Origin of the sequence: Streptomyces sp. NPDC006733 (genome assembly GCF_040636125.1) — a bacterium.
Lineage (GTDB): Bacteria > Actinomycetota > Actinomycetes > Streptomycetales > Streptomycetaceae > Actinacidiphila.
On record NZ_JBEYJD010000018.1, the window covers coordinates 1 to 19737 of the forward strand.

Consider the following 19737-nt stretch of genomic DNA (forward strand, 5'->3'; position numbering starts at 1 on the left):
GCTTCCTTCGGTGCCGTTTCACCGGCGCCCTCCGGGCTTCCCTTCGTGTTTCCGACTCTATCAGACGCTTTCGTGTCCGATTCCCAGTCAGCGGGAGTTGTGCATTTCCTGCTCCAGCGTTTCCGCCTTTCGGCTTTCCCGCTGCACCCGACTTTAGCAGAAGCTTTCCATCGGGTTTACCAGCCAATTCGACTCCGACCTGGAAACAAACGTTTCCGCGGCACTCGTCGAGGCGGTTGTGACAACGTACTGGAGCGGGGCACCCGGATGCAAATCGGTTGCCCCGCCCCGGTGACTGTGCATCAGGTCCGTGCTCAGACCTCGACGACGACCGGCAGGATCATCGGCCGGCGGCGGTAGGTGTCGGACACCCACTTGCCGATCGCACGGCGGATGAGCTGCTGCAACTGCCGTACCTCGACGACGCCGTCGGAGGCCGACCGCGCCATCGCTTCCTCGATCTTCGGGACGACCGCGGAGAACGCGTCGTCATCGATGCCGGAGCCCCGGGCGTGGATGTACGGGCCGCCCACGAGCTTGCCGGTGTTGCTGTCCATGACCACGGTCACGGAGACGATGCCCTCTTCGCCGAGGATGCGGCGGTCCTTGAGGGAGGACTCCGTGACGTCGCCGACCGACAGGCCGTCGACGTACACGTAACCGGCCTGCACCTTGCCCGCGATCTTCGCGACACCGTCGATGAGGTCGACGACGACGCCGTCCTCGGCGATGACGCAGCGGTTCTTGGGAATGCCCGTGAGCTGTCCCAGCTCGGCGTTGGCCCGCAGGTGGCGCCATTCGCCGTGCACCGGCATCAGGTTCTTCGGCTTGCAGATGTTGTAGAAGTACAACAGCTCGCCGGCCGAGGCGTGGCCCGAGACGTGGACCTTCGCGTTGCCCTTGTGGACGACGTTGGCGCCCCAGCGGGTCAGACCGTTGATGACGCGGTAGATCGCGGTCTCGTTGCCCGGGATGAGCGACGAGGCCAGGACGACGGTGTCGCCCTCGACGATCCGGATCTGGTGGTCGCGGTTGGCCATCCGGGACAGGGCGGCCATCGGCTCGCCCTGCGAGCCCGTGCAGACCAGGACGACCTTGTTGTCCGGCAGGTCGTCGAGCTGCTTGACGTCCACGATCAGGCCCTGCGGGACCTTGAGGTAGCCGAGGTCACGGGCGATGCCCATGTTGCGGACCATGGAGCGGCCCACGAAGGCGACCTTGCGGCCACGCTGCTGCGCGCAGTCCAGCACCTGCTGGATGCGGTGGATGTGGCTGGCGAAGCTCGCCAGGATGATCCGCTTCTCCGCCTTGGCGAAGACCTGCTCCAGCGCCGCCGAGATGTCGCGCTCCGGCGGGATGAAGCCGGGGACCTCGGCGTTGGTGGAGTCGGAGAGCAGCAGGTCGATGCCCTCGTCGGCCAGCCGCGCGAAGGCGTGCAGGTCGGTGAGCCGGCCGTCGAGCGGCAGCTGGTCCATCTTGAAGTCGCCGGTGTGCACGACCATGCCCGCGGGGGTGCGGATGGCGACCGCGAGGGCGTCCGGGATGGAGTGGTTGACCGCGATGAACTCGCAGTCGAAGGGGCCGATGCGCTCGCGCTGGCCTTCGGCCACCTCGAGGATGTACGGCCGGATGCGGTGCTCCTGGAGCTTCGCCTCGATGAAGGCGAGCGTCAGCTTCGATCCGATGAGCGGGATGTCGTCCCGCTCGCGGAGCAGGAACGGGACGGCGCCGATGTGGTCCTCGTGGCCGTGGGTCAGCACGATGCCGACGATGTCGTCCAGCCGGTCCCGGATCGACGAGAAGTCGGGGAGGATCAGGTCGATACCGGGCTGCTCGTCCTCGGGGAAGAGGACACCACAGTCGACGATCAGCAGTTTCCCGTTGAATTCGAAGACCGTCATGTTGCGGCCGATTTCACCGAGGCCGCCGAGCGGTGTGATGCGCAGGCCGCCTTCGGGCAGCGCGCGGGGCAGGCCGAGCTCGGGGTGCGGGTGGCTCAAAGTTTCTCCTCACCACGCGCGCCGGGGTCCGGTGGACCACTGGCGCGCGTGACATTTCGTTGTCTGTCGGTTTGCGTGATGCGTGTACGTGGTGCTTGTGCGTGGTGCGTATGCGTGCGTATTCAGTTGTGAAGTCTGTGATGGTGAAGTCCGCGGGGGTGAGTCCGCGGGCCGCGAGCCCGGGGCTGCGGAAGTCTGCGACGAGAAGTCTGTGACTACAGGTGTACCCCGCCGGCGGCCAGATCCTTCTTCAGCTGCGCCGTCTCACTGCCGGACAGCTCCACGAGAGGCAGCCGCAGCGGCCCCGCGGGCAGTCCCAGCAGCTGGAGGGCGGCCTTGGTGGTCATGACGCCCTGCGTCCTGAACATTCCCGTGAAGACGGGGAGCAGGCGCTGGTGGATCTCGGCGGCCTTGGTGTTGTCCCCGGCCAGGTGGGCCTGGAGCAGGGCGCGCAGCTCCGGGGTGACCACGTGGCCGACGACGGAGACGAAGCCGACCGCGCCGATGGAGAGCAGCGGCAGGTTGAGCATGTCGTCGCCGGAGTACCAGGCGAGTCCGCTGCGGGCGATGGCCCAGCTCGCCGCGCCCAGGTCGCCCTTGGCGTCCTTGTTGGCGACGATGCGGGGGTGTTCGCCCAGTCGGACGAGGGTCTCGGTGTCGATCGGCACGCCGCTGCGGCCGGGGATGTCGTAGAGCATCACCGGCAGGCCGGTGGCGTCGGCGATGACCGTGAAGTTCTGGTACAGCCCCTCCTGCGAGGGCTTGCTGTAGTACGGCGTCACGGTGAGCAGTCCGTGCGCGCCGGCCTGCTCGGCCTGGCGCGCGAGCTCGACGCTGTGCCGCGTGTCGTTGGTCCCGACTCCTGCGATGACGAAGGCGCGGTCCCCCACGGCTTCCAGGACAGCCCGTACGAGCTGGCCTTTCTCCACGTTGCTGGTGGTCGGCGACTCGCCGGTGGTGCCGTTGACGACCAGGCCGTCATTGCCTGCGTCGACCAGGTGGGCGGCCAGTCGCTGCGCGCCGTCGAGGTCGAGCGCGCCGTCCGCGGTGAACGGCGTGACCATTGCGGTCAGGACCCGCCCGAAGGGGGTCGTCGGTGTGGAGGTCGGAGCCATGGGTCCAACGCTACTCGTTGTATGTCGGCGCGTGTCGCCTCGGGACCTGCGGAAAGGACTCCGGCGGCGCCTGCTCGGGGGTTCAGGCACTGCCGGAGTCCGTTTCCGCAGCCTAGATGAACTTCACGAATGCCTGCAATCGGGACACTTCAGACAATCGGCTGTGACGATCGCTACGGGGCGATGCGCCCGTTGCCGTTGAAGGCCGCGTGGGTCAGCGGCATGAGCTTCGCCCACTCGGCTTCCATCTTCTCGCCGACCATCTCGATCTCGCGCTGCGGGAAGGACGGAACGGCCGCCAGCTCGTGCTGGGTACGGAGTCCGAGGAAGTGCATGAGAGAGCGCGCGTTGCAAGTCGCGTACATCGACGAGAAGAGACCCACCGGGAGGACCGCACGGGCCACCTCACGGGCGATTCCGGCGGCCAGCATCTCCTGGTACGCCTCGTACGCCTGGCGGTACGAGGCCTCCATGGCCTCGGTGGTCAGCGCGTGCTGCTGGTCCGTGCCGTCCACGAACTCGTACTTGCCCGGACGGCCCTGCTGGACGAGCTTGCGCTCCTGCGCGGGCACGTAGAAGACCGGCTGCAGCTCGCGGTAGCGGCCGGACTCCTCGTTGTACGACCAGCCGACGCGGTGCCGCATGAACTCGCGGAAGACGAAGATCGGGGCGCTGATGAAGAACGTCATCGAATTGTGCTCGAACGGGCTGCCGTGCCGGTCGCGCATCAAGTAGTTGATCAGGCCCTTGGACCGTTCGGGGTCCTTGGTCAGCTCTTCCAGGGACTGCTCCCCCGCGGTGGACACGCGCGCCGCCCACAGCACATCCGAGTCCGCGGCGCTGTGCTTGACCAGATCGACGGTCACCTCACCGCGGAACTGGACGGCGGTCTCGGTGGAGGTCTCGGTCACCGTGGGTCCTATCTGTCGTCTCAAGGGGCGCGCCCAGCCTAGACGCTGGCACCGACAGGCCCGCTCACCGCCACAAACCCCACCCCGCCCACCGAATGGCGGACGAGGGTTGTTAGATTGGGAGACTTCCAGCAATTCGGACAGACGTCCGGACAGCCATCGGACAGTGGAGTGCCGCATGTTCCGCCGGGGAGAGCCCGTCCCGTTCGCCTTCATAGCCGAGGCGGAGAGCTTCCAGAGCAACGTCGCTCCCCCGCCCAGAACGCGTCCGAGCCGGCTCCGCGTCGCGGGACGCGCGCTGGGGACCGTGCTGGTGCTCGCCGGGCTGGTCGCCGCCGCTCTGCTCGGCGGTCCCGCGCTCGATCCGCACCAGCAGGGCTCGGTCGGCTCGCAACACGAAGAGGCCGCCAGGACCCGCTGAACTGGTCAGCGCGTCGGTCGGCCGATAACCTCACCGGTCAGAGCCCCACCTCTGCCGGTAAAGGACCACGCGCGTGCCCCTGCCCTTCCTCGCCACCGACGGCGTCCACGACCAGCGTGGGGAGTCCACCGCCCTGCCGCACACCCCGCAGGACCGCTGGATGCGCCCGTACCGCCCCGGCCCGTGGCGGGTCGCGACGGCCGCGCTGCTGCTGGTGCTCGCCTCGTACGTGCTCTTCGCCGCGCTGATCATCGCGGCCACCGGCGCGCTGCCCGCCGCCGGGCTCTGCCTGGCAGGCGGAAGCCTGGTGATCGTCAGCGCGCTGCGGCTGCTGCGCGTGGGCTTCTGGGTCAGCGGGCGCGGGCTGCGGCAGTCGGGCCTCTTCTACACGATCACCGTGCCGTGGGACGGCGTGGGCAGTGTGCGCACCGTGCAGCAGCCGGTGAAGGTGCTGGGGCTGCCGCGTACCGTCCAGGGCCAGGCGCTCGTCGTCACGCGCCGCAACGGCGAGGCGCTGCGGCCGCTGATGACCGACCACAACGCCGACTTCCTCGGGCGCACCGAGGCCTTCGACATGGCCGCCGACGCCATAGAGGGCTGGGCCACCGAACTGCGCTGAGACGCCCGCCAGGCACCGCGGCGAACCGTTTCAGCTCTTCCGTACCGGCTTGTCAGCTCGTACGGACAGGCTTGCCGTCGCGCAGCGCGATCGCGCGCTGCATGGCCTTGCGGGCCCGCGGGGTGTCGCGGGCGTCGAAGTAGGCGATGGCGAGCCGGAACCAGCTGCGCCAGTCGTCGGGCGACGCCTCCGTCTCGGCCTGGCGCTTCGCGAAGACCGCGTCGGCCGAGTCGCGGTCGATACGGCCGCTGGGGGTGCGGACGAGCTCGTCCACCGGCAGGCCGCCCTCGGCGTCCAGTTCCCGCGACAGCCGGTTGGCGTGCCGGGCGAACTGGGTGGTCTGCCACAGGAACCAGGCCCCGATGAACGGCAGCACCAGGACGGCGATGCCGAAGGGCACGGTGATCCACGTGCCCTCCTCCAGGAGCAGCACTCCCCGGCTGCCGACCAGGACGAAGTAGCAGACCAGCGCCCCGGCCAGCACGAAGTAGGTCACTTTGGCGCGCACGGCGATCAGTCCAGGTCCAGGAAGTGCTCAAGCCCGACGGTCAGCCCCGGGGTTCCGGTGACCTTCCGGGCGGCGAGCAGGATGCCCGGCATGAAGCTGCTGTGGTGCAGCGAGTCGTGCCGGATGGTGAGGGTCTCGCCCGTGTCGCCGAACAGGACCTCCTGGTGGGCGAGGAGGCCGCGCAGCCGCACCGAGTGCACCGGCACCCCGTCGACGTCCGCGCCGCGCGCGCCGTCCAGGCCGTGGGTGGTCGGGTCCTGCTGGCGGGGCAGCCCGGCGGTGTCGCGGGCTGCCGCGATCAGCTGGGCCGTCCGGGTGGCGGTGCCGCTGGGGGCGTCCGCCTTCCGGTTGTGGTGCAGCTCGATGACCTCGACGGTCTCGAAGTAGCGGGCCGCCTGCTGCGCGAAGCGCATCGTCAGGACGGCGCCGATGGAGAAGTTCGGGGCGATGAGCACTCCGGTGGCCGGGGAGCCCGCCAGCCAGCCGTTCAGCGCCGCCAGGCGCTCCTCGGTCCAGCCGGTGGTCCCGACGACGCCGTGGATGCCGTTGCGGACGCAGAACTCCAGGTTCGCCATCACGGCGTCCGGGTGCGTCAGCTCGACGGCGACCTGCGCGCCGGCGTCGGTCAGCGCCGTCAGCGGGTCCTTGCTGCCGAGCGCGGCGACCAGTTCCAGGTCGTCGGCCGCCTCGACGGCCCGCACGGCCTCGGCGCCGATCCGGCCGGTTGCGCCGATGACGGCCACACGGAGCTTGCTCATGCTGATCCGTTCCTCCGGTTGTGCGCCGCGGTCGCGTGCTGCGACCGCGGCGGTGAACGACCTGCCGGCCGCGGCTACGCGACCGACTCGTGCAGGCGCGAGGCCTGCTTGTCCTTCAGCGGGCCGATGACGGCCAGTGAGGGACGCTGTCCCAGTACATCGCGGGCGACCGCGCGCACGTCGTCCGGGGTGACGGCGGCGATGCGCTCCAGCATCGTGTCCACCGACATCTGCTCGCCCCAGCACAGCTCGCTCTTGCCGAGGCGGTTCATCAGCGCCCCGGTGTCCTCCAGGCCCAGCACCGTCGAGCCGGAGAGCTGGCCGATGGCCCGCCGCAGCTCCTCGTCGGTCAGACCGTGCTCGGAGACGTTGTTCAGCTCGTCCCGGCAGATCTTGAGCACCTCGGGCACCCGGCGCGGCTGGCAGCCCGCGTAGACGCCGAACAGGCCGCAGTCCGCGAACGACGAGGTGTACGAGTACACCGAGTACGCCAGGCCGCGCTTCTCACGGACCTCCTGGAACAGCCGCGAGCTCATGCCGCCGCCCAGCGCCGTGTTGAGCACGCCGAGCGCCCAGCGGCGCTCGTCGGTACGGGCCAGGCCCGGCATGCCGAGCACCACGTGTGCCTGCTCGGTCCTGCGGTCCAGCAGCTCGACGCGGCCGGCGGTGCGCAGCGTGCGGGCGCCGGAGCGCGGGTCCATCGGGACGGCGTCGGTGTCGCGCAGGGCGCCGGCGCTCTCGAACGCCTTGCGGACCTGGCGGACGACCGTCGCGTGGTCGACGTTCCCGGCCGCGGCGACGACGAGGTGCGTCGGGTCGTAGTGCCGCTTGTAGAAGCGGGCGACCTGGTCGCGGGTGAGGGCGTTGATGGTCTCGACGGTGCCGAGGACCGGGCGGCCCAGCGGGGAGTCGCCGAGCATCGCCGTGGTGAACAGGTCGTGGACCTGGTCGCCCGGATCGTCCTCGGTCATCGCGATCTCCTCGAGGACGACGCCGCGCTCGGCGTCGATGTCCTCCTGGCGGATCAGCGAGCCGGTGAGCATGTCGCACACGACGTCGATGGCGAGCGGCAGGTCGTTGTCGAGGACGCGTGCGTAGTAGCACGTGTACTCCTTGGCGGTGAACGCGTTCATCTCGCCGCCGACCGCGTCGATCACCGAGGAGATGTCGAGTGCGCTGCGTCGCTTCGTGCCCTTGAAGAGCAGGTGCTCCAGGTAGTGGGTGGCGCCGTTCAGCGCCGGGGTCTCGTCGCGGGAGCCGACGTTGACCCAGATGCCGAAGGTCGCGGAGCGGACCGTCGGCAGGGTCTCGGTGACGACGCGCAAGCCCCCGGGGAGCACGGTCCTGCGCACGGTGCCGATGCCGTCGGTGCCGGGAATCAGGGTCTGTGTGCGGACGGCCCGCCCCTTGGTGGAGGGGCGGGCCGTCACGACAGTGGTGCGAGAGGTCACGAGCCGGACTCGTCCTCGGGGTCGCCCGCTTCTTCACCCTCGATGACCGGGATCAGCGAGAGCTTGCCACGAGCGTCGATCTCGGCGATCTCGACCTGGACCTTGGAGCCCACGGCGAGGACGTCCTCGACGTTCTCGACGCGCTTGCCGCCGGCGAGCTTGCGGATCTGCGAGATGTGCAGCAGACCGTCCTTGCCCGGCATGAGCGAGACGAAGGCACCGAAGGTGGTGGTCTTCACGACGGTGCCGAGGTAGCGCTCGCCGACCTCGGGCATCGTCGGGTTGGCGATCTGGTTGATCACCGCGCGCGCGGCCTCGGCCTGGGAGCCTTCGGTCGCGCCGATGAGGACCGTACCGTCATCTTCGATGGAGATGTCGGCGCCCGTGTCCTCCTGGATCTGGTTGATCATCTTGCCCTTGGGGCCGATGACCTCGCCGATCTTGTCCACGGGGATCTTGATGCTGATGATCCGCGGGGCGTTCGGGGACATCTCGTCCGGAACGTCGATCGCCTCGTTCATCACATCGAGGATGTGGAGGCGGGCGTCGCGGGCCTGCTTCAGCGCGGCGGCCAGGACCGAGGCGGGGATGCCGTCGAGCTTGGTGTCGAGCTGCAGCGCGGTGACGAAGGTCTTCGTGCCGGCGACCTTGAAGTCCATGTCGCCGAACGCGTCCTCGGCACCGAGGATGTCGGTGAGGGCGACGTAGTGCGTCTTGCCGTCGATCTCCTCGGAGATCAGACCCATGGCGATACCGGCGACGGGGGCCTTGAGCGGCACACCGGCGTTCAGCAGCGACATGGTCGAGGCGCAGACCGAGCCCATGGACGTCGAGCCGTTGGAGCTCAGCGCCTCGGAGACCTGGCGGATCGCGTACGGGAAGTCCTCGCGGGACGGCAGCACGGGCAGGATCGCCCGCTCGGCCAGCGCGCCGTGACCGATCTCGCGGCGCTTCGGCGAACCGACGCGGCCCGTCTCACCGACGGAGTACGGCGGGAAGTTGTAGTTGTGCATGTAGCGCTTGCGCGTCTCGGGCGCCAGCGTGTCCATCTGCTGCTCCATGCGGAGCATGTTCAGCGTGGTGACACCCAGGATCTGGGTCTCGCCGCGCTCGAACAGGGCGGAACCGTGGACGCGCGGGATGGCCTCGACCTCGGCGGCCAGCGTACGGATGTCCGTCACGCCGCGGCCGTCGATGCGGACCTTGTCCTTGATGACGCGCTCGCGGACCAGCTTCTTGGTCAGCGAGCGGTACGCGGCGGAGATCTCCTTCTCGCGGCCTTCGAACTTCGGGAGAAGCTTCTCGGCGGCGATGGCCTTGACGCGGTCCAGCTCGGCCTCGCGGGCCTGCTTGCCGGGGATCGTCAGGGCCTGGGCGAGCTCACCGGTGACGGCCTCGGACAGGGCGGCGAAGACGTCGTCCTGGTAGTCGAGGTAGCGCGGGAACTCGGCGGTCGGCTTCGCGGCCTTGGCCGCCAGCTCGGACTGCGCCTTGCACAGGGCCTTGATGAAGGGCTTCGAGGCTTCGAGGCCGGCGGCCACGATCTCCTCGGTCGGCGCCTCGGCGCCACCCTCGACGAGCGCGATCGTGCGGGCGGTGGCCTCGGCCTCCACCATCATGATCGCGACGTCGCCGTCCTCGAGGGCGCGGCCGGCCACGACCATGTCGAAGACGGCGTCCTCGAGCTGGCTGTGGCGCGGGAAGGCCACCCACTGGCCCTTGATCAGCGCGACGCGGACGCCGCCGATCGGGCCGGAGAAGGGGAGGCCGGCGAGCTGCGTCGAGGCGGAGGCGGCGTTGATCGCGACCACGTCGTACAGGTCATCGGGGTTGAGCGCCATGATCGTGCAGACGACCTGGATCTCGTTGCGCAGGCCCTTGGCGAAGGACGGGCGCAGCGGGCGGTCGATCAGGCGGCAGGTGAGGATCGCGTCCTCGGAGGGGCGCCCTTCGCGGCGGAAGAACGAGCCGGGGATCCGGCCGGCCGCGTACATGCGCTCCTCGACGTCCACCGTGAGGGGGAAGAAGTCGAGGTTCTCCTTGGGGTGCTTCGAAGCACTGGTGGCCGACAGCACCATGGTGTCGTCGTCCAGGTAGGCCACGGCGGAGCCGGCGGCCTGACGGGCCAGACGGCCGGTCTCGAAGCGGATGGTGCGGGTGCCGAAGGAACCGTTGTCGATAACGGCCTCGGCGTAGTGGGTCTCGTTCTCCACTATGGGGATTCTCCTCATTCATGTCCCAGGGCGTATCCCGGGGACCTTCGGTGAGGGGAAGCGTCCCGCCAGGGGCCGGTCTTCGATCGAAGCCTTCGGGGAGTCCTGCTGCCCGGAGGCCACTACCGAGGACCGGCGTTCGTGGCTCATTAGGAGGACGCTCCTCCTCGTGTGTTACAGCGTGCTCACACCAGACTACAAAGAATCGCCGGTCGAGTACGCAAAGGGAGCGGCTCCCGGGTGGGAACCGCTCCCCCGTACAACGTCTTACTTGGCGCCGGCCGCACCACGGCGGATGCCGAGGCGCTCGACCAGGGCGCGGAAGCGCGTGATGTCCTTCTTGGCCAGGTACTGCAGCAGGCGGCGGCGCTGGCCGACGAGCAGCAGGAGGCCACGACGGGAGTGGTGGTCGTGCTTGTGCAGCTTGAGGTGCTCGGTGAGGTCCGAGATACGGCGCGAGAGCATCGCGACCTGCACCTCGGGGGAGCCCGTGTCGCCCTCCTTGGCACCGAACTCGGCGATGATCTGCTTCTTCGTCGCGGCGTCGAGCGGCATACGAACTCCTCAGGTGTTGGTTTGCCTCCGAGTGCCCCTGGACTGGAATCACAGGCGATCTTCGATAACTCTGGAGGCGAGGACGCGGTTCTTACACACACGTCCGTCGGCCAGGATACCAGCAGCGGAGGCACCGGTTCGCCGCGGCTGTGCGGGGCCTCGGCCGCCGCTGCGCGGGGGCGCACAGCGGGGGCGGGCCTGCCGGGGAACTGGCGCCGATGATTAGGGTGTCCCTGAGAGCGGCAGGAGCAGAAGAGGGCGTACAGCCCGAGTGGGGCAAGGCAAGGCTACTGCGGCACGCGGGGGAGGGATCGACGATGTCGACGATGAGGCACGCCGGGACGCCCGGTCGCGTCCGTGGCGTCCGTCGCGGGGACTGTCACGCGTCCGTCGACCGGTTCTGCGTCGAGTTCCGTGACGGGTGCCGTGACCGGTTCCGTGTTCCGTTCCGTGATCAGTTCCGGTTCCCAGCGGGCGGCCCGGGCCCCGCCGACCGTCCGTCCCTGCCGTTCGGATGCGTGTCAGAGATACACCAGGAGGCATTGTGAGCAGCGATCGGGACGAGAACCGCGAGGGCGGGGCCGCCCCTGTGGGGGAGCGAGGCGAAGCCGACTACACCGGCGAGTTCACCTTCGACTACACGCCGCCTGCCTGGTACATGCAGAACGCCGGTGGGGACGACAGCACTGACAGTGCCGACGGCGACGACGTCAGCGAGGGCGAGGGCGACGCTGACGGCGAGGAATCGGGCGGGACGCCCGCTCCCGCCGTGGCGGATGAGCCGGAGGAGCCGGATGAGCCGGAGGCTCCGAGCGAGCCGTCCTGGTCCGCGACGTCGGTGCCGGTCGTTCCGGCCCCGGCCCCTGCCTCCGCCCCTACCGCGGAGCCGGAGCCGGCTCCGGTGGCCGCCACTCCCGCCGTTCCGGCGTTCCCGACGCTGAAGCCCGCGGCCAAGCCCGAGCAGGACGACGACGAGCTGCCGGGCGCGGTACGGAGTGAGTCGACGGCACGGATCACGCCGGGCTCGCTGCGCCAGCGGCCGGGCACGTCCCGGCCCGAGAGCGCCCCCGCACCCGTGGAGCCGGACCCGACTCCGGAGCCGGAGCTGGACGCTCCCCCGCCCTCCACCGGTCCCGTGTGGGTGCCCACGTCGCCGCAGCCGCCGGTCGCACCGTGGTCCCCCGCCCCGCCGCAGAGCGCGATCCCGCCGCTGCCGCCGCAGTTCCAGGCCGCGGACGCACCCGCGAGCGCGCCCGGCGCGGACTACGCGTTCGCTCCCCCGGCCCCGCAGCGGTCCCCCGAGAGCGACCACAGCTCCCCGGCGGCGGTTCCGCCTCCGGCGGTCCAGCCCGCCGCACAGGGCGGCTCCGCCTTCCCGCAGCCCGCCGCCGACGCCCCGGCACCGGCACCGGCCGCCGCGGACCGTCAGGCCGACCCCGTTCCGGCGCCGCGACCGGCAGCACAGCAGCCCCCGCTCGCACCCGCGGCGACTCCGGCTCCGGCCCCCTCTCAGGCGGACCAGCCCGCAGCGCAGGGCGGCTACGGCTTCCCGCGCCCGGCGATCGACGCCCCGGCACCCGCACCGGCCGACCAGCCCGCCGCGCAGCGCCCGCCGCTCGCCCAGGAGGGCTACGGCTTCCCCCGGCCCTCCGACGCGCCCGCGCCCGTCCGGGAGGACGACACGCCCCCGCCGCCCGCGCAGGGCGGATACGGGTTCCCGCGCCCCGGCACCGAGGCGCCGGCACCGGCGCCCGCGGACCGTCAGGACGAGGTGCCCGCCCCGCGGCCCCCGCTCGCCCAGGGCGGCCCCGGCTTCCCGCCCCCGGCGAGCGACGCGCCCGCACCGCAGGGCGGCTACGGCTTCCCCCGCCCGGCGAGCGAGACCCCGGCACCGGCACTGGCACCGATGGACCAGCCCGCCGCACAGCGCCCGCCGCTCCCCCACGAGGGTTACGGCTTCCCCCGACCGGCGATCGACGCCCCGGCACCCGCACCGGCCGACCAGGCCCCCGCACAGCGCCCGCCGCTCCCCCACGAGGGTTACGGCTTCCCCCGCTCCACCGCCGACGCTCCGGCGCCCGCTCCGGCCGCTCAGCCGGCACCGCAGGGGGGCTACGGGTTCCCGCAGCCCGCCGCTGACGCGCCGGAGGACCGGCCCGCGACGCAGCGCCCGCCGCTCGCCCCAGGCGGATACGCGGTCCCGCGGCCCGCCATCGACGCACCCGCACCCGCACCCGCGGATCAGCCCGTGCCGCAGGCCGGCTACGGCTTCCCCCGACCGGCGATCGACGCCCCGGCACCCGCACCGGCCGACCAGGCCCCCGCGCAGCGCCCGCCGCTCGCCCACGAGGGGTACGGCTTCCCCCAGCCCGCCGCCGCTGACGCGCCGGCGCCCACACCGCAGGACGCCGTCCCGGCCCCGCAGGACCGGACGCCGCAGCCCGCGCCCTGGCCCGCGCCCCAGCCCCAGCCCCAGCAGCCCCAGCAGCAGTACGGGTTCCCGCCCGCCGGGCCGCAGCCGCAGCCTCCGCAGGCGCAGGCGCCGTGGCCGAGCCACGACCCGGCGGCTCAGCCGCAGGCGCAGCCGCAGCCGGGGGCGTTCGCGGCGCTGCCGCAGCCCGTGCCGGAGGAGCGTGCCGCTCCGCCCGCCGGGGCGCCCTGGTCCGGCAATCCGGCGCTGCCGCCGGCTCCGCAGGCCGGTTACGGTTTCCCGCCGCCCGCCGGGCCCGCGGCGCCGCTGCCGCCGGAGGCCAACCCCGGGGCGGCGTTGCAGCCGCTGCCGCCGCACGGCGGCTACGGCTTCCCGCCGCAGGGACAGCAGCAGCCCCAGGCCCAGCCGCAGCACCAGCCGCCGCCCCCGCAGTACGCGCAGCCGCAGGCGACCCCCTCCGAGGAGGCGTCCGCGGATCCGCGGACCGGCGGGTGGCCGACCGTGACGCCGGACCAGCGGCAGCGTTCCGTGCAGGGGGGCGCGCCGCTCGGCTACACCGCGGCCGTCGAGCTGTCGTCGGACCGGCTGCTGAAGAACCAGCCGAAGCCGAAGCGGCCGGGCGCCAACGCGACGCCGTCGCGCTTCAAGATCGGCGGCAAGAAGGAGGAGGCGGAGCGTCAGCGCAAGCTGGAGCTGATCCGCACTCCGGTGCTGTCCTGCTACCGCATCGCGGTGATCAGCCTCAAGGGCGGTGTCGGCAAGACCACGACGACCACCGCGCTGGGCTCGACGCTGGCGACCGAGCGCCAGGACAAGATCCTCGCGATCGACGCCAACCCGGACGCCGGCACGCTCGGCCGCCGGGTCCGCCGGGAGACCGGTGCGACCATCCGCGACCTGGTGCAGGCGATCCCGTACCTCAACAGCTACATGGACATCCGCCGGTTCACCTCGCAGGCGTCCTCCGGGCTGGAGATCATCGCCAACGACGTGGACCCGGCCGTGTCGACCGCGTTCAACGACGAGGACTACCGCCGCGTCCTGGACGTGCTGGGCAAGCAGTACCCGATCATCCTCACGGACTCCGGCACCGGCCTGCTCTACAGCGCGATGCGCGGTGTGCTCGACCTCGCCGACCAGCTGATCATCGTGTCCACGCCGTCCGTCGACGGCGCGAGCAGCGCCAGCACGACGCTGGACTGGCTGTCGGCGCACGGCTACGCCGAGCTGGTGCAGCGCAGCATCACGGTCATCTCGGGGGTCCGCGAGACCGGCAAGATGATCAAGGTGGACGACATCGTCGCGCACTTCCGGACGCGCTGCCGCGGGGTGATGGTCGTCCCGTTCGACGAGCACCTGGCCGCGGGCGCCGAGGTGGACCTCGACATGATGCGTCCCAAGACCCGGGAGGCGTACTTCAACCTCTCGGCCCTGGTCGCCGAGGACTTCGTCCGCGCGCAGCAGGCGCAGGGGCTGTGGACCGCCGACGGGAACCCGCCGCCGCACCTGGCACCGCCGGTCCCCGGCCAGCAGCAGCCGCCGCAGTACCAGCAGCCCCCGCAGCAGCAGTACCAGCAGCAACCGCCGCCGCAGGGACAGCCGCAGTACCAGCAGCAGCCGCCCCAGCCCGGGTTCCACGGCCACCCGCCGCAGGGTCCGGGACAGCCGCCGCAGGCACCGCAGCCCCCGCAGCAGTACCAGCCGCAGGCCCCGCAGCCGTACCAGCCGCAGCCCCAGCAGGGCTGGCCGCAGCAGCCGCCGCAGCAGGCACCGCCCGAGCAGCCGCCGGGCTACGGCTACCCGCCGCCGCCCCCGCAGCAGTAGCCGCGGCCGCAGCACTCGAAGGGCCCCGCCGCACCCGCGGCGGGGCCCTTTCGCGCGCCCGTGCGGAGCCGCGCGGTACATCGCCCGGTGTACCGCCGTTCCACCCCGGGTTGCAGCCGGGCGGGCGGGAGTTCCGCCTCCGGTCTGTCGTATCCGCCCTGGTCGGCGGCCTAGCGTGAAGGGACACCGCACACCCCGACCGCTACCGGCCACAGGGACGTTCCGATGATCGAAGCCCACGCACTCACCAAGCGCTACGGCGAGCGCACCGCCGTCGCCGACCTCAGCTTCACCGTGCGCCCGGGCGTCGTCACCGGGTTCCTCGGGCCCAACGGCGCCGGGAAGTCGACCACGATGCGGATGATCCTGGGCCTGGACGCCCCGTCGTCGGGCCGGGTCACGGTGAACGGCCGGCACTACGCGGACCACCGGGCCCCGCTGCACGAGGTCGGCGCGATGCTGGAGGCCCGCGCCATCCACACCGGGCGTACGGCGTACCACCACCTCCTGGCGCTGGCCGCGACGACGGGCATCCCGCGCCGCCGGGTCGACGAGGTGATCGACGTCGTGGGCCTGCGCGAGGTCGCGAGGAAGCGCGCGGGCGGCTTCTCGCTCGGCATGGGGCAGCGCCTGGGCATCGCGAGCGCGCTGCTCGGCGATCCCGCGACGGTCGTCCTGGACGAGCCGGTGAACGGCCTCGATCCGGAGGGCATCCTGTGGATCCGCAACCTGCTGCGGAGGCTGGCCGCCGAGGGCCGTACGGTCCTGGTCTCGTCGCACCTGATGTCCGAGATGGCGCTCACCGCCGAGCACCTGATCGTGATCGGCCGCGGCCGGCTCATCGCCGACACCTCGGTGGAGGAGTTCGTGCGTGCCGCGGCGGGCAGCTCGGTACGGGTGCGGACCGACGACGCGGACCGGCTGCGCGGGCTGCTGGCGGGCCCCGAGGTGACCGTGGGGTCGGAGGCGGCCGGGGTGCTGGAGGTGACCGGCCTGAGCAGCGACCGCATCGGCAGGATCGCCGCCGACCACGGCATCGCGCTCGGGGAGCTGACCCCGCGACAGGCCTCCCTGGAGGAGGCGTTCATGGAACTCACCCGGGACGCCGTGGAGTACCAGGCGCCCGTCGGCGCGCACCACGGCACCGAACCGCTCCGCGAAGGAAGTGCGGCATGACCACCCTCCTCGACCACCCGCCCGCCGCGGGCGCCCCCGCCGGCCGCGGCCACGTCACCCAGCTCCGCGTGCTGCACTCCGAGTGGATCAAGCTGCGCACCCTGCGGTCCACGATCGTCACGCTGGCCGCCGCCGTGGTCGTGATGATCGGCCTCGGGCTGCTCTTCTGCGCGGTCAGCGCGGACCGCTGGCCGCAGATGGACCGGGGCGAGCAGCTGCGGTTCAGCGCGGCAGGGGTGAGCGTGCGGGGCTTCCTGCTCGCGCAGCTCGCCGTCGGGGTCCTCGGCGTCCTCGTGGTCTCCGGCGAGTACGCGACGGGCATGATCCGCGCGACGCTCGCCGCCGTGCCGCGGCGCCTCCCCGTGCTGTGGGCCAAGGCCGCCGTGTACACGGCGGTGACGTTCGTCGCGATGACGGCCGCGTCGCTCGTCGCGTTCCTGGCCGGCCAGGCGATCCTGTCGTCCGAGCACATCGACGTGACGCTCGGCTCGCCCGGCGCCGCCCGCATGGTGTTCGGCGCCGGTCTGTACCTCACTGTCGTGGGCCTGCTGAGCGTGGCGATCGGCGCCCTCGTGCGGAGTACGGCGGGCGGCGTCGCCACCGTCTTCGGGCTGCTCCTGGTGCTGCCGCTGCTCGCCGACACGCTGCCGTCCACCTGGTCCGTCAGCGAGTACCTGCCGAGCAACGCGGGGCAGGCCCTGCTCGTGGCCAACCCGGAGCCGCATATCTTGGCCCCATGGACCGGGTTCGCAGTCTTCTGCCTCTACACGGTGGTCGCGCTGGCAGCGGCGGCGGTGGCGCTCAGGCGCCGGGACGCGTGAGGCCGTGACGCGGCTGCGGCAGACGGTGCGCGCCTGGGGCAACGCCCTGGGGCGCGTCCGGCTGCTGGTGCGCGGGAAGCTGCCGCCGTTCGCGGTCGACGCGGCGCTCACCGCGGCGCTGCTGTTCGCGACGGCGGGGCTCTCCCACCGCGATCTGGTCCACTCGACGTCCCTGGTGGTCTTCCAGTGGCTGCTGCTGGTCCCGCTGGTGTGGCGGCGGCGCGCCCCGCTGACCGTGTTCGGCGTCCTGGCGGCGGTCGCGTTCCTCCAGTGGCTGACCGGTGCGGCGCTGCCGGCCGACGTCGCCCTGCTCATCGCGATGTACACGGTGGCCGCGCACTCCACCCGGCGCCGGACGCTGCTGGCCTTCGCCGTGCTCGAACTCGGCACGCTGCTGGCCGCGTCGACCTGGGCGACGCACGGACGCACCACGCAGTCGTTCGTCGCGCTGTCGGCGATCGTGGTCGCCACCACGGTCATCGGCGTCAACATGCGCACCCGGCGCGCGTACCTCGCCGCGCTGGAGGACCGCGCCGGGCGGCTGGAGCGGGAGCGCGACCAGCGGGCGCAGCTGGCGGTGGCCGGCGAACGGGCCAGGATCGCCCGCGAGATGCACGACATCGTCACGCACAACCTGTCGGTGATGGTCGCGCTCGCCGACGGAGCGGTCTTCGCGCAGGAGCGGCATCCGGAGAAGGCGGTGGCCGCGATGCGGCAGGTCTCCGGGACCGGTCGGCAGGCCATCACCGACATGCGCCGCTTCCTCGGCGTGCTGCGCGCCGACGAACCCGACGCGCTGCGCCATCCCATGCCCGGCATCGCCCAGTTGGAACCGCTCGCGGAGCAGGTCCGCGCGGCCGGGCTGCCGACCCGCCTCAGCGTCGGCGGCGACCCGGACGTCGCCAACGCGGCGGCCCAACTCACCGTCTACCGACTGGTACAGGAAGCCTTGACCAACACCCTCAAGCACGCCCCGGCCGGCACCCGTGCCGACGTCCGGGTGCGCTGCTCCCCCGCCTCCGTCCACGTGGACATCACCGACGACGGCCCCGTCACGGCCGCGCCCGCGGCGCCCGCCGGGCACGGGATGGCCGGGATGCGCGAACGGGCGGCCGCGTACGGCGGGCAGCTGGAGGCGGGCCCGCTGCCGGACGGCGGCTGGCGGGTCTCGGCCGTGCTCGCCCTGGTCCCGCGCCAGGACGGGGCCGCACCCGACGGCGAGGGCGCGGTCCGGGCCGGGGACGGTGCCCTGTGACGATCCGGGTGCTCCTGGTCGACGACGAACCGCTGCTGCGGATGGCCTTCACGATGGTCCTCGACGCCCAGCCCGACATGGAACCGGTCGGCGAGGCCGCCGACGGCGCCGAGGCCGTCCGCCTCACGCGCGCGCTGCGGCCCGACGTGGTGCTGATGGACGTCCGGATGCCCGGCACGGACGGGATCGAGGCCACCGCGCGGATCGTCGGGACCTGCCCGGAGACCCGGGTGCTGATCCTGACCACGTTCGATCTGGACGAGTACGCGTTCGCCGGGCTGCGGGCGGGCGCGTCCGGCTTCCTGCTCAAGAACGCGCTGCCCGAGGAGCTGCTCGGCGCGATCCGGTCGGTGGCCGCGGGCGACGCCGTCGTCGCGCCCCGGATCACCCGGCGCCTGCTGGAGCACTTCGCCCACCAGCTCCCGGCCGGGACGGGCGCGGCGGACGGTGACGAGCGGCTGGGCCGGCTCACCGCCCGCGAGCGCGAGGTGCTGGTCGAGGTCGGCCGCGGGCTGTCCAACACGGAGATCGCCGCGGGGCTGCACCTCGCCGAGGCGACCGTGAAGACCCATCTGAGCCGGATCCTGGTCAAGCTGGAGCTGCGCGACCGTGTGCAGGCCGTCGTCTTCGCCTACGAGACGCGGCTGATCCGGCCCTCCTGAGGGCCGGCAGCCGACGGTCGGCAGCCCCGCCGGTCAGGGCCCCGCCCGTCAGGAGGCGGGCGTCGTCGCGTCGCCGATCAGTTCGCGGGACTGCTTGACGTCCTCGGCCATCCGGACCAGCAGCGCGTCGATCGACTCGAACTTCTCCATCCCCCGCAGGTACGCGAGGAAGTCGACGGCCACGTGCAGCCCGTACAGGTCGAGTCCGACGCGGTCGATCGCGTACGCCTCGACCGTGCGCGCCGTGCCGTCGAAGGTCGGGTTGGTGCCGACGGAGATGGCGGCGGGCATCGCCTCGCCGTCCACGTGCAGCCAGCCCGCGTACACGCCGTCCGCGGGGATCGCGGTGTGCGGCAGCGTCTCGACGTTCGCCGTCGGGAAGCCCAGCTCGCGGCCGCGCTGCGCGCCCCGCACGACGACGCCCTCGACGCGGTGCGGACGGCCCAGGATCTCCATGGCGCCCGCCACGTCGCCCTCGGCGACCAGCCGGCGCGTCATCGTGGACGAGAACGGCTCGCCGCCGCCCGCGGCGCCGCGCACGTACAGGTCCACGACGTCGACCTCGTAGTCGTACTTCAGGCCCATCGCGGAGAGGAACTCGACGTCGCCCGCGGCCTTGTGCCCGAACCGGAAGTTCGGGCCCTCCACGACGAGCTTCGCGTGCAGCGCGTCGACCAGCACCGTCCGGACGAAATCGCCGGGCGACAGCTTCGAGAACTCCGCGGTAAAGGGGAGGATGAGCAGCGCGTCGACGCCCAGGCCCGCCATCAGCTCGGCGCGGCGGTGGTGCGCGGACAGCAGCGGCGGGTGGCTGCCCGGCCGCACGACCTCGCTGGGGTGCGGATCGAACGTGACGACCACCGATCGGACGCCCAGTTCACGGGCGCGGTCGACGGCCTGCCCGATGATCAGCTGATGCCCCCTGTGCACACCGTCGTAGGAGCCGATGGTGACGACGCTGCGTCCCCAGTCCCCGGGAACGTCCTCCAAGCCCCGCCAGCGCTGCACCTTGACGCT

At 71.9% G+C, this 19737-nt stretch carries 16 protein-coding genes and 1 pseudogene; 8 read left to right on the forward strand and 9 right to left on the reverse strand.

Features of this window, described 5'->3' with window-relative positions; genetic code table 11:
- Nucleotides 1-314: 314 nt before the first annotated feature.
- From ABZ721_RS17560 to thyX, 3 genes are all read right to left on the reverse strand, one after another.
- Nucleotides 315-2000 (reverse strand): ribonuclease J, encoded by a 1686-nt coding sequence (locus ABZ721_RS17560; RefSeq protein ID WP_358789512.1) that lies wholly within the window; start codon nucleotides 1998-2000, stop codon nucleotides 315-317.
- Nucleotides 2001-2215: 215 nt separating this feature from the next.
- Nucleotides 2216-3115 (reverse strand): 4-hydroxy-tetrahydrodipicolinate synthase, encoded by a 900-nt coding sequence (gene dapA, locus ABZ721_RS17565; protein ID WP_358789513.1) that lies wholly within the window; start codon nucleotides 3113-3115, stop codon nucleotides 2216-2218.
- Between the two features lie 173 nt (nucleotides 3116-3288).
- Entirely contained in the window at nucleotides 3289-4026 is a 738-nt protein-coding gene (gene thyX / locus ABZ721_RS17570) for an FAD-dependent thymidylate synthase (protein ID WP_358789514.1), read from the reverse strand.
- Between the two features lie 178 nt (nucleotides 4027-4204).
- On the opposite strand from thyX, the gene ABZ721_RS17575 reads away from it, so the two are divergent.
- Together ABZ721_RS17575 and ABZ721_RS17580 are read left to right on the forward strand one after the other, a co-directional pair.
- On the forward strand, nucleotides 4205-4447 hold the full coding sequence (locus ABZ721_RS17575) for a hypothetical protein (RefSeq protein ID WP_358789515.1): 243 nt from the start codon (nucleotides 4205-4207) through the stop codon (nucleotides 4445-4447).
- A 133-nt stretch (nucleotides 4448-4580) separates the two neighbouring features.
- Nucleotides 4581-5066 (forward strand): hypothetical protein, encoded by a 486-nt coding sequence (locus tag ABZ721_RS17580; RefSeq protein ID WP_358789626.1) that lies wholly within the window; start codon nucleotides 4581-4583, stop codon nucleotides 5064-5066.
- A 52-nt stretch (nucleotides 5067-5118) separates the two neighbouring features.
- Here the strand turns inward: ABZ721_RS17580 and ABZ721_RS17585 are convergent, their stop codons facing one another.
- The 5 genes from ABZ721_RS17585 to rpsO all read right to left on the reverse strand — a co-directional run bounded on the left by ABZ721_RS17585 (nucleotide 5119) and on the right by rpsO (nucleotide 10551).
- Entirely contained in the window at nucleotides 5119-5574 is a 456-nt protein-coding gene (locus ABZ721_RS17585) for a tetratricopeptide repeat protein (RefSeq protein ID WP_138357426.1), read from the reverse strand.
- 5 nt (nucleotides 5575-5579) lie between these two features.
- Nucleotides 5580-6332, reverse strand: coding sequence for a 4-hydroxy-tetrahydrodipicolinate reductase (dapB, locus tag ABZ721_RS17590; protein ID WP_358789516.1), 753 nt, complete (start codon nucleotides 6330-6332; stop codon nucleotides 5580-5582).
- Nucleotides 6333-6406: 74 nt separating this feature from the next.
- Nucleotides 6407-7783, reverse strand: coding sequence for a pitrilysin family protein (locus ABZ721_RS17595; RefSeq protein WP_358789517.1), 1377 nt, complete (start codon nucleotides 7781-7783; stop codon nucleotides 6407-6409).
- Nucleotides 7780-9996, reverse strand: coding sequence for a polyribonucleotide nucleotidyltransferase (locus ABZ721_RS17600; protein ID WP_138357423.1), 2217 nt, complete (start codon nucleotides 9994-9996; stop codon nucleotides 7780-7782). Before ABZ721_RS17600 ends, ABZ721_RS17595 begins: the two co-directional genes overlap by 4 nt.
- Before the next feature lie 267 nt (nucleotides 9997-10263).
- The gene (rpsO, locus tag ABZ721_RS17605; protein ID WP_138357422.1) at nucleotides 10264-10551 is read right to left on the reverse strand and encodes a 30S ribosomal protein S15; all 288 of its coding nucleotides are present in this window, start codon (nucleotides 10549-10551) and stop codon (nucleotides 10264-10266) included.
- A gap of 514 nt (nucleotides 10552-11065) precedes the next feature.
- On the opposite strand from rpsO, the pseudogene ABZ721_RS17610 reads away from it, so the two are divergent.
- From ABZ721_RS17610 to ABZ721_RS17635, 6 genes and pseudogenes are all read left to right on the forward strand, one after another.
- Nucleotides 11066-11212 (forward strand): annotated as a pseudogene (locus ABZ721_RS17610) (SCO5717 family growth-regulating ATPase); the annotation flags it as partial.
- Nucleotides 11213-12112: 900 nt separating this feature from the next.
- Nucleotides 12113-14806 carry an AAA family ATPase gene (locus ABZ721_RS17615; RefSeq protein WP_358789627.1) on the forward strand — a complete coding sequence of 898 codons (2694 nt, stop codon included), beginning with the start codon at nucleotides 12113-12115 and terminating at the stop codon, nucleotides 14804-14806.
- Between the two features lie 225 nt (nucleotides 14807-15031).
- Nucleotides 15032-15982 carry an ABC transporter ATP-binding protein gene (locus ABZ721_RS17620; protein WP_358789518.1) on the forward strand — a complete coding sequence of 317 codons (951 nt, stop codon included), beginning with the start codon at nucleotides 15032-15034 and terminating at the stop codon, nucleotides 15980-15982.
- Nucleotides 15979-16803, forward strand: a complete 825-nt coding sequence (locus ABZ721_RS17625) for an ABC transporter permease (protein WP_358789519.1) — start codon at nucleotides 15979-15981, stop codon at nucleotides 16801-16803. The genes ABZ721_RS17620 and ABZ721_RS17625 overlap by 4 nt, the downstream gene beginning before the upstream one ends.
- Before the next feature lie 13 nt (nucleotides 16804-16816).
- A complete protein-coding gene (locus ABZ721_RS17630) occupies nucleotides 16817-18058 on the forward strand; it encodes a histidine kinase (RefSeq protein WP_358789628.1) in 1242 nt (413 codons plus the stop codon).
- A complete protein-coding gene (locus ABZ721_RS17635) occupies nucleotides 18055-18720 on the forward strand; it encodes a response regulator transcription factor (RefSeq protein ID WP_358789520.1) in 666 nt (221 codons plus the stop codon). Before ABZ721_RS17630 ends, ABZ721_RS17635 begins: the two co-directional genes overlap by 4 nt.
- Before the next feature lie 48 nt (nucleotides 18721-18768).
- On the opposite strand, the gene ABZ721_RS17640 is transcribed toward ABZ721_RS17635, so the two are convergent.
- Nucleotides 18769-19728 carry a bifunctional riboflavin kinase/FAD synthetase gene (locus ABZ721_RS17640; RefSeq protein WP_358789521.1) on the reverse strand — a complete coding sequence of 320 codons (960 nt, stop codon included), beginning with the start codon at nucleotides 19726-19728 and terminating at the stop codon, nucleotides 18769-18771.
- Between the last annotated feature and the right edge of the window lie 9 nt (nucleotides 19729-19737).

Bases quoted from the DNA above. Each gene is read 5' to 3' on its own strand.
- dapA (WP_358789513.1), bottom strand. From the start codon at position 3,115: ATGGCTCCGACCTCCACACCGACGACCCCCTTCGGGCGGGTCCTGACC.
- ABZ721_RS17575 (WP_358789515.1), top strand. From the start codon at position 4,205: ATGTTCCGCCGGGGAGAGCCCGTCCCGTTCGCCTTCATAGCCGAGGCG.
- dapB (WP_358789516.1), bottom strand. From the start codon at position 6,332: ATGAGCAAGCTCCGTGTGGCCGTCATCGGCGCAACCGGCCGGATCGGC.
- rpsO (WP_138357422.1), bottom strand. From the start codon at position 10,551: ATGCCGCTCGACGCCGCGACGAAGAAGCAGATCATCGCCGAGTTCGGT.
- ABZ721_RS17620 (WP_358789518.1), top strand. From the start codon at position 15,032: ATGATCGAAGCCCACGCACTCACCAAGCGCTACGGCGAGCGCACCGCC.
- ABZ721_RS17625 (WP_358789519.1), top strand. From the start codon at position 15,979: ATGACCACCCTCCTCGACCACCCGCCCGCCGCGGGCGCCCCCGCCGGC.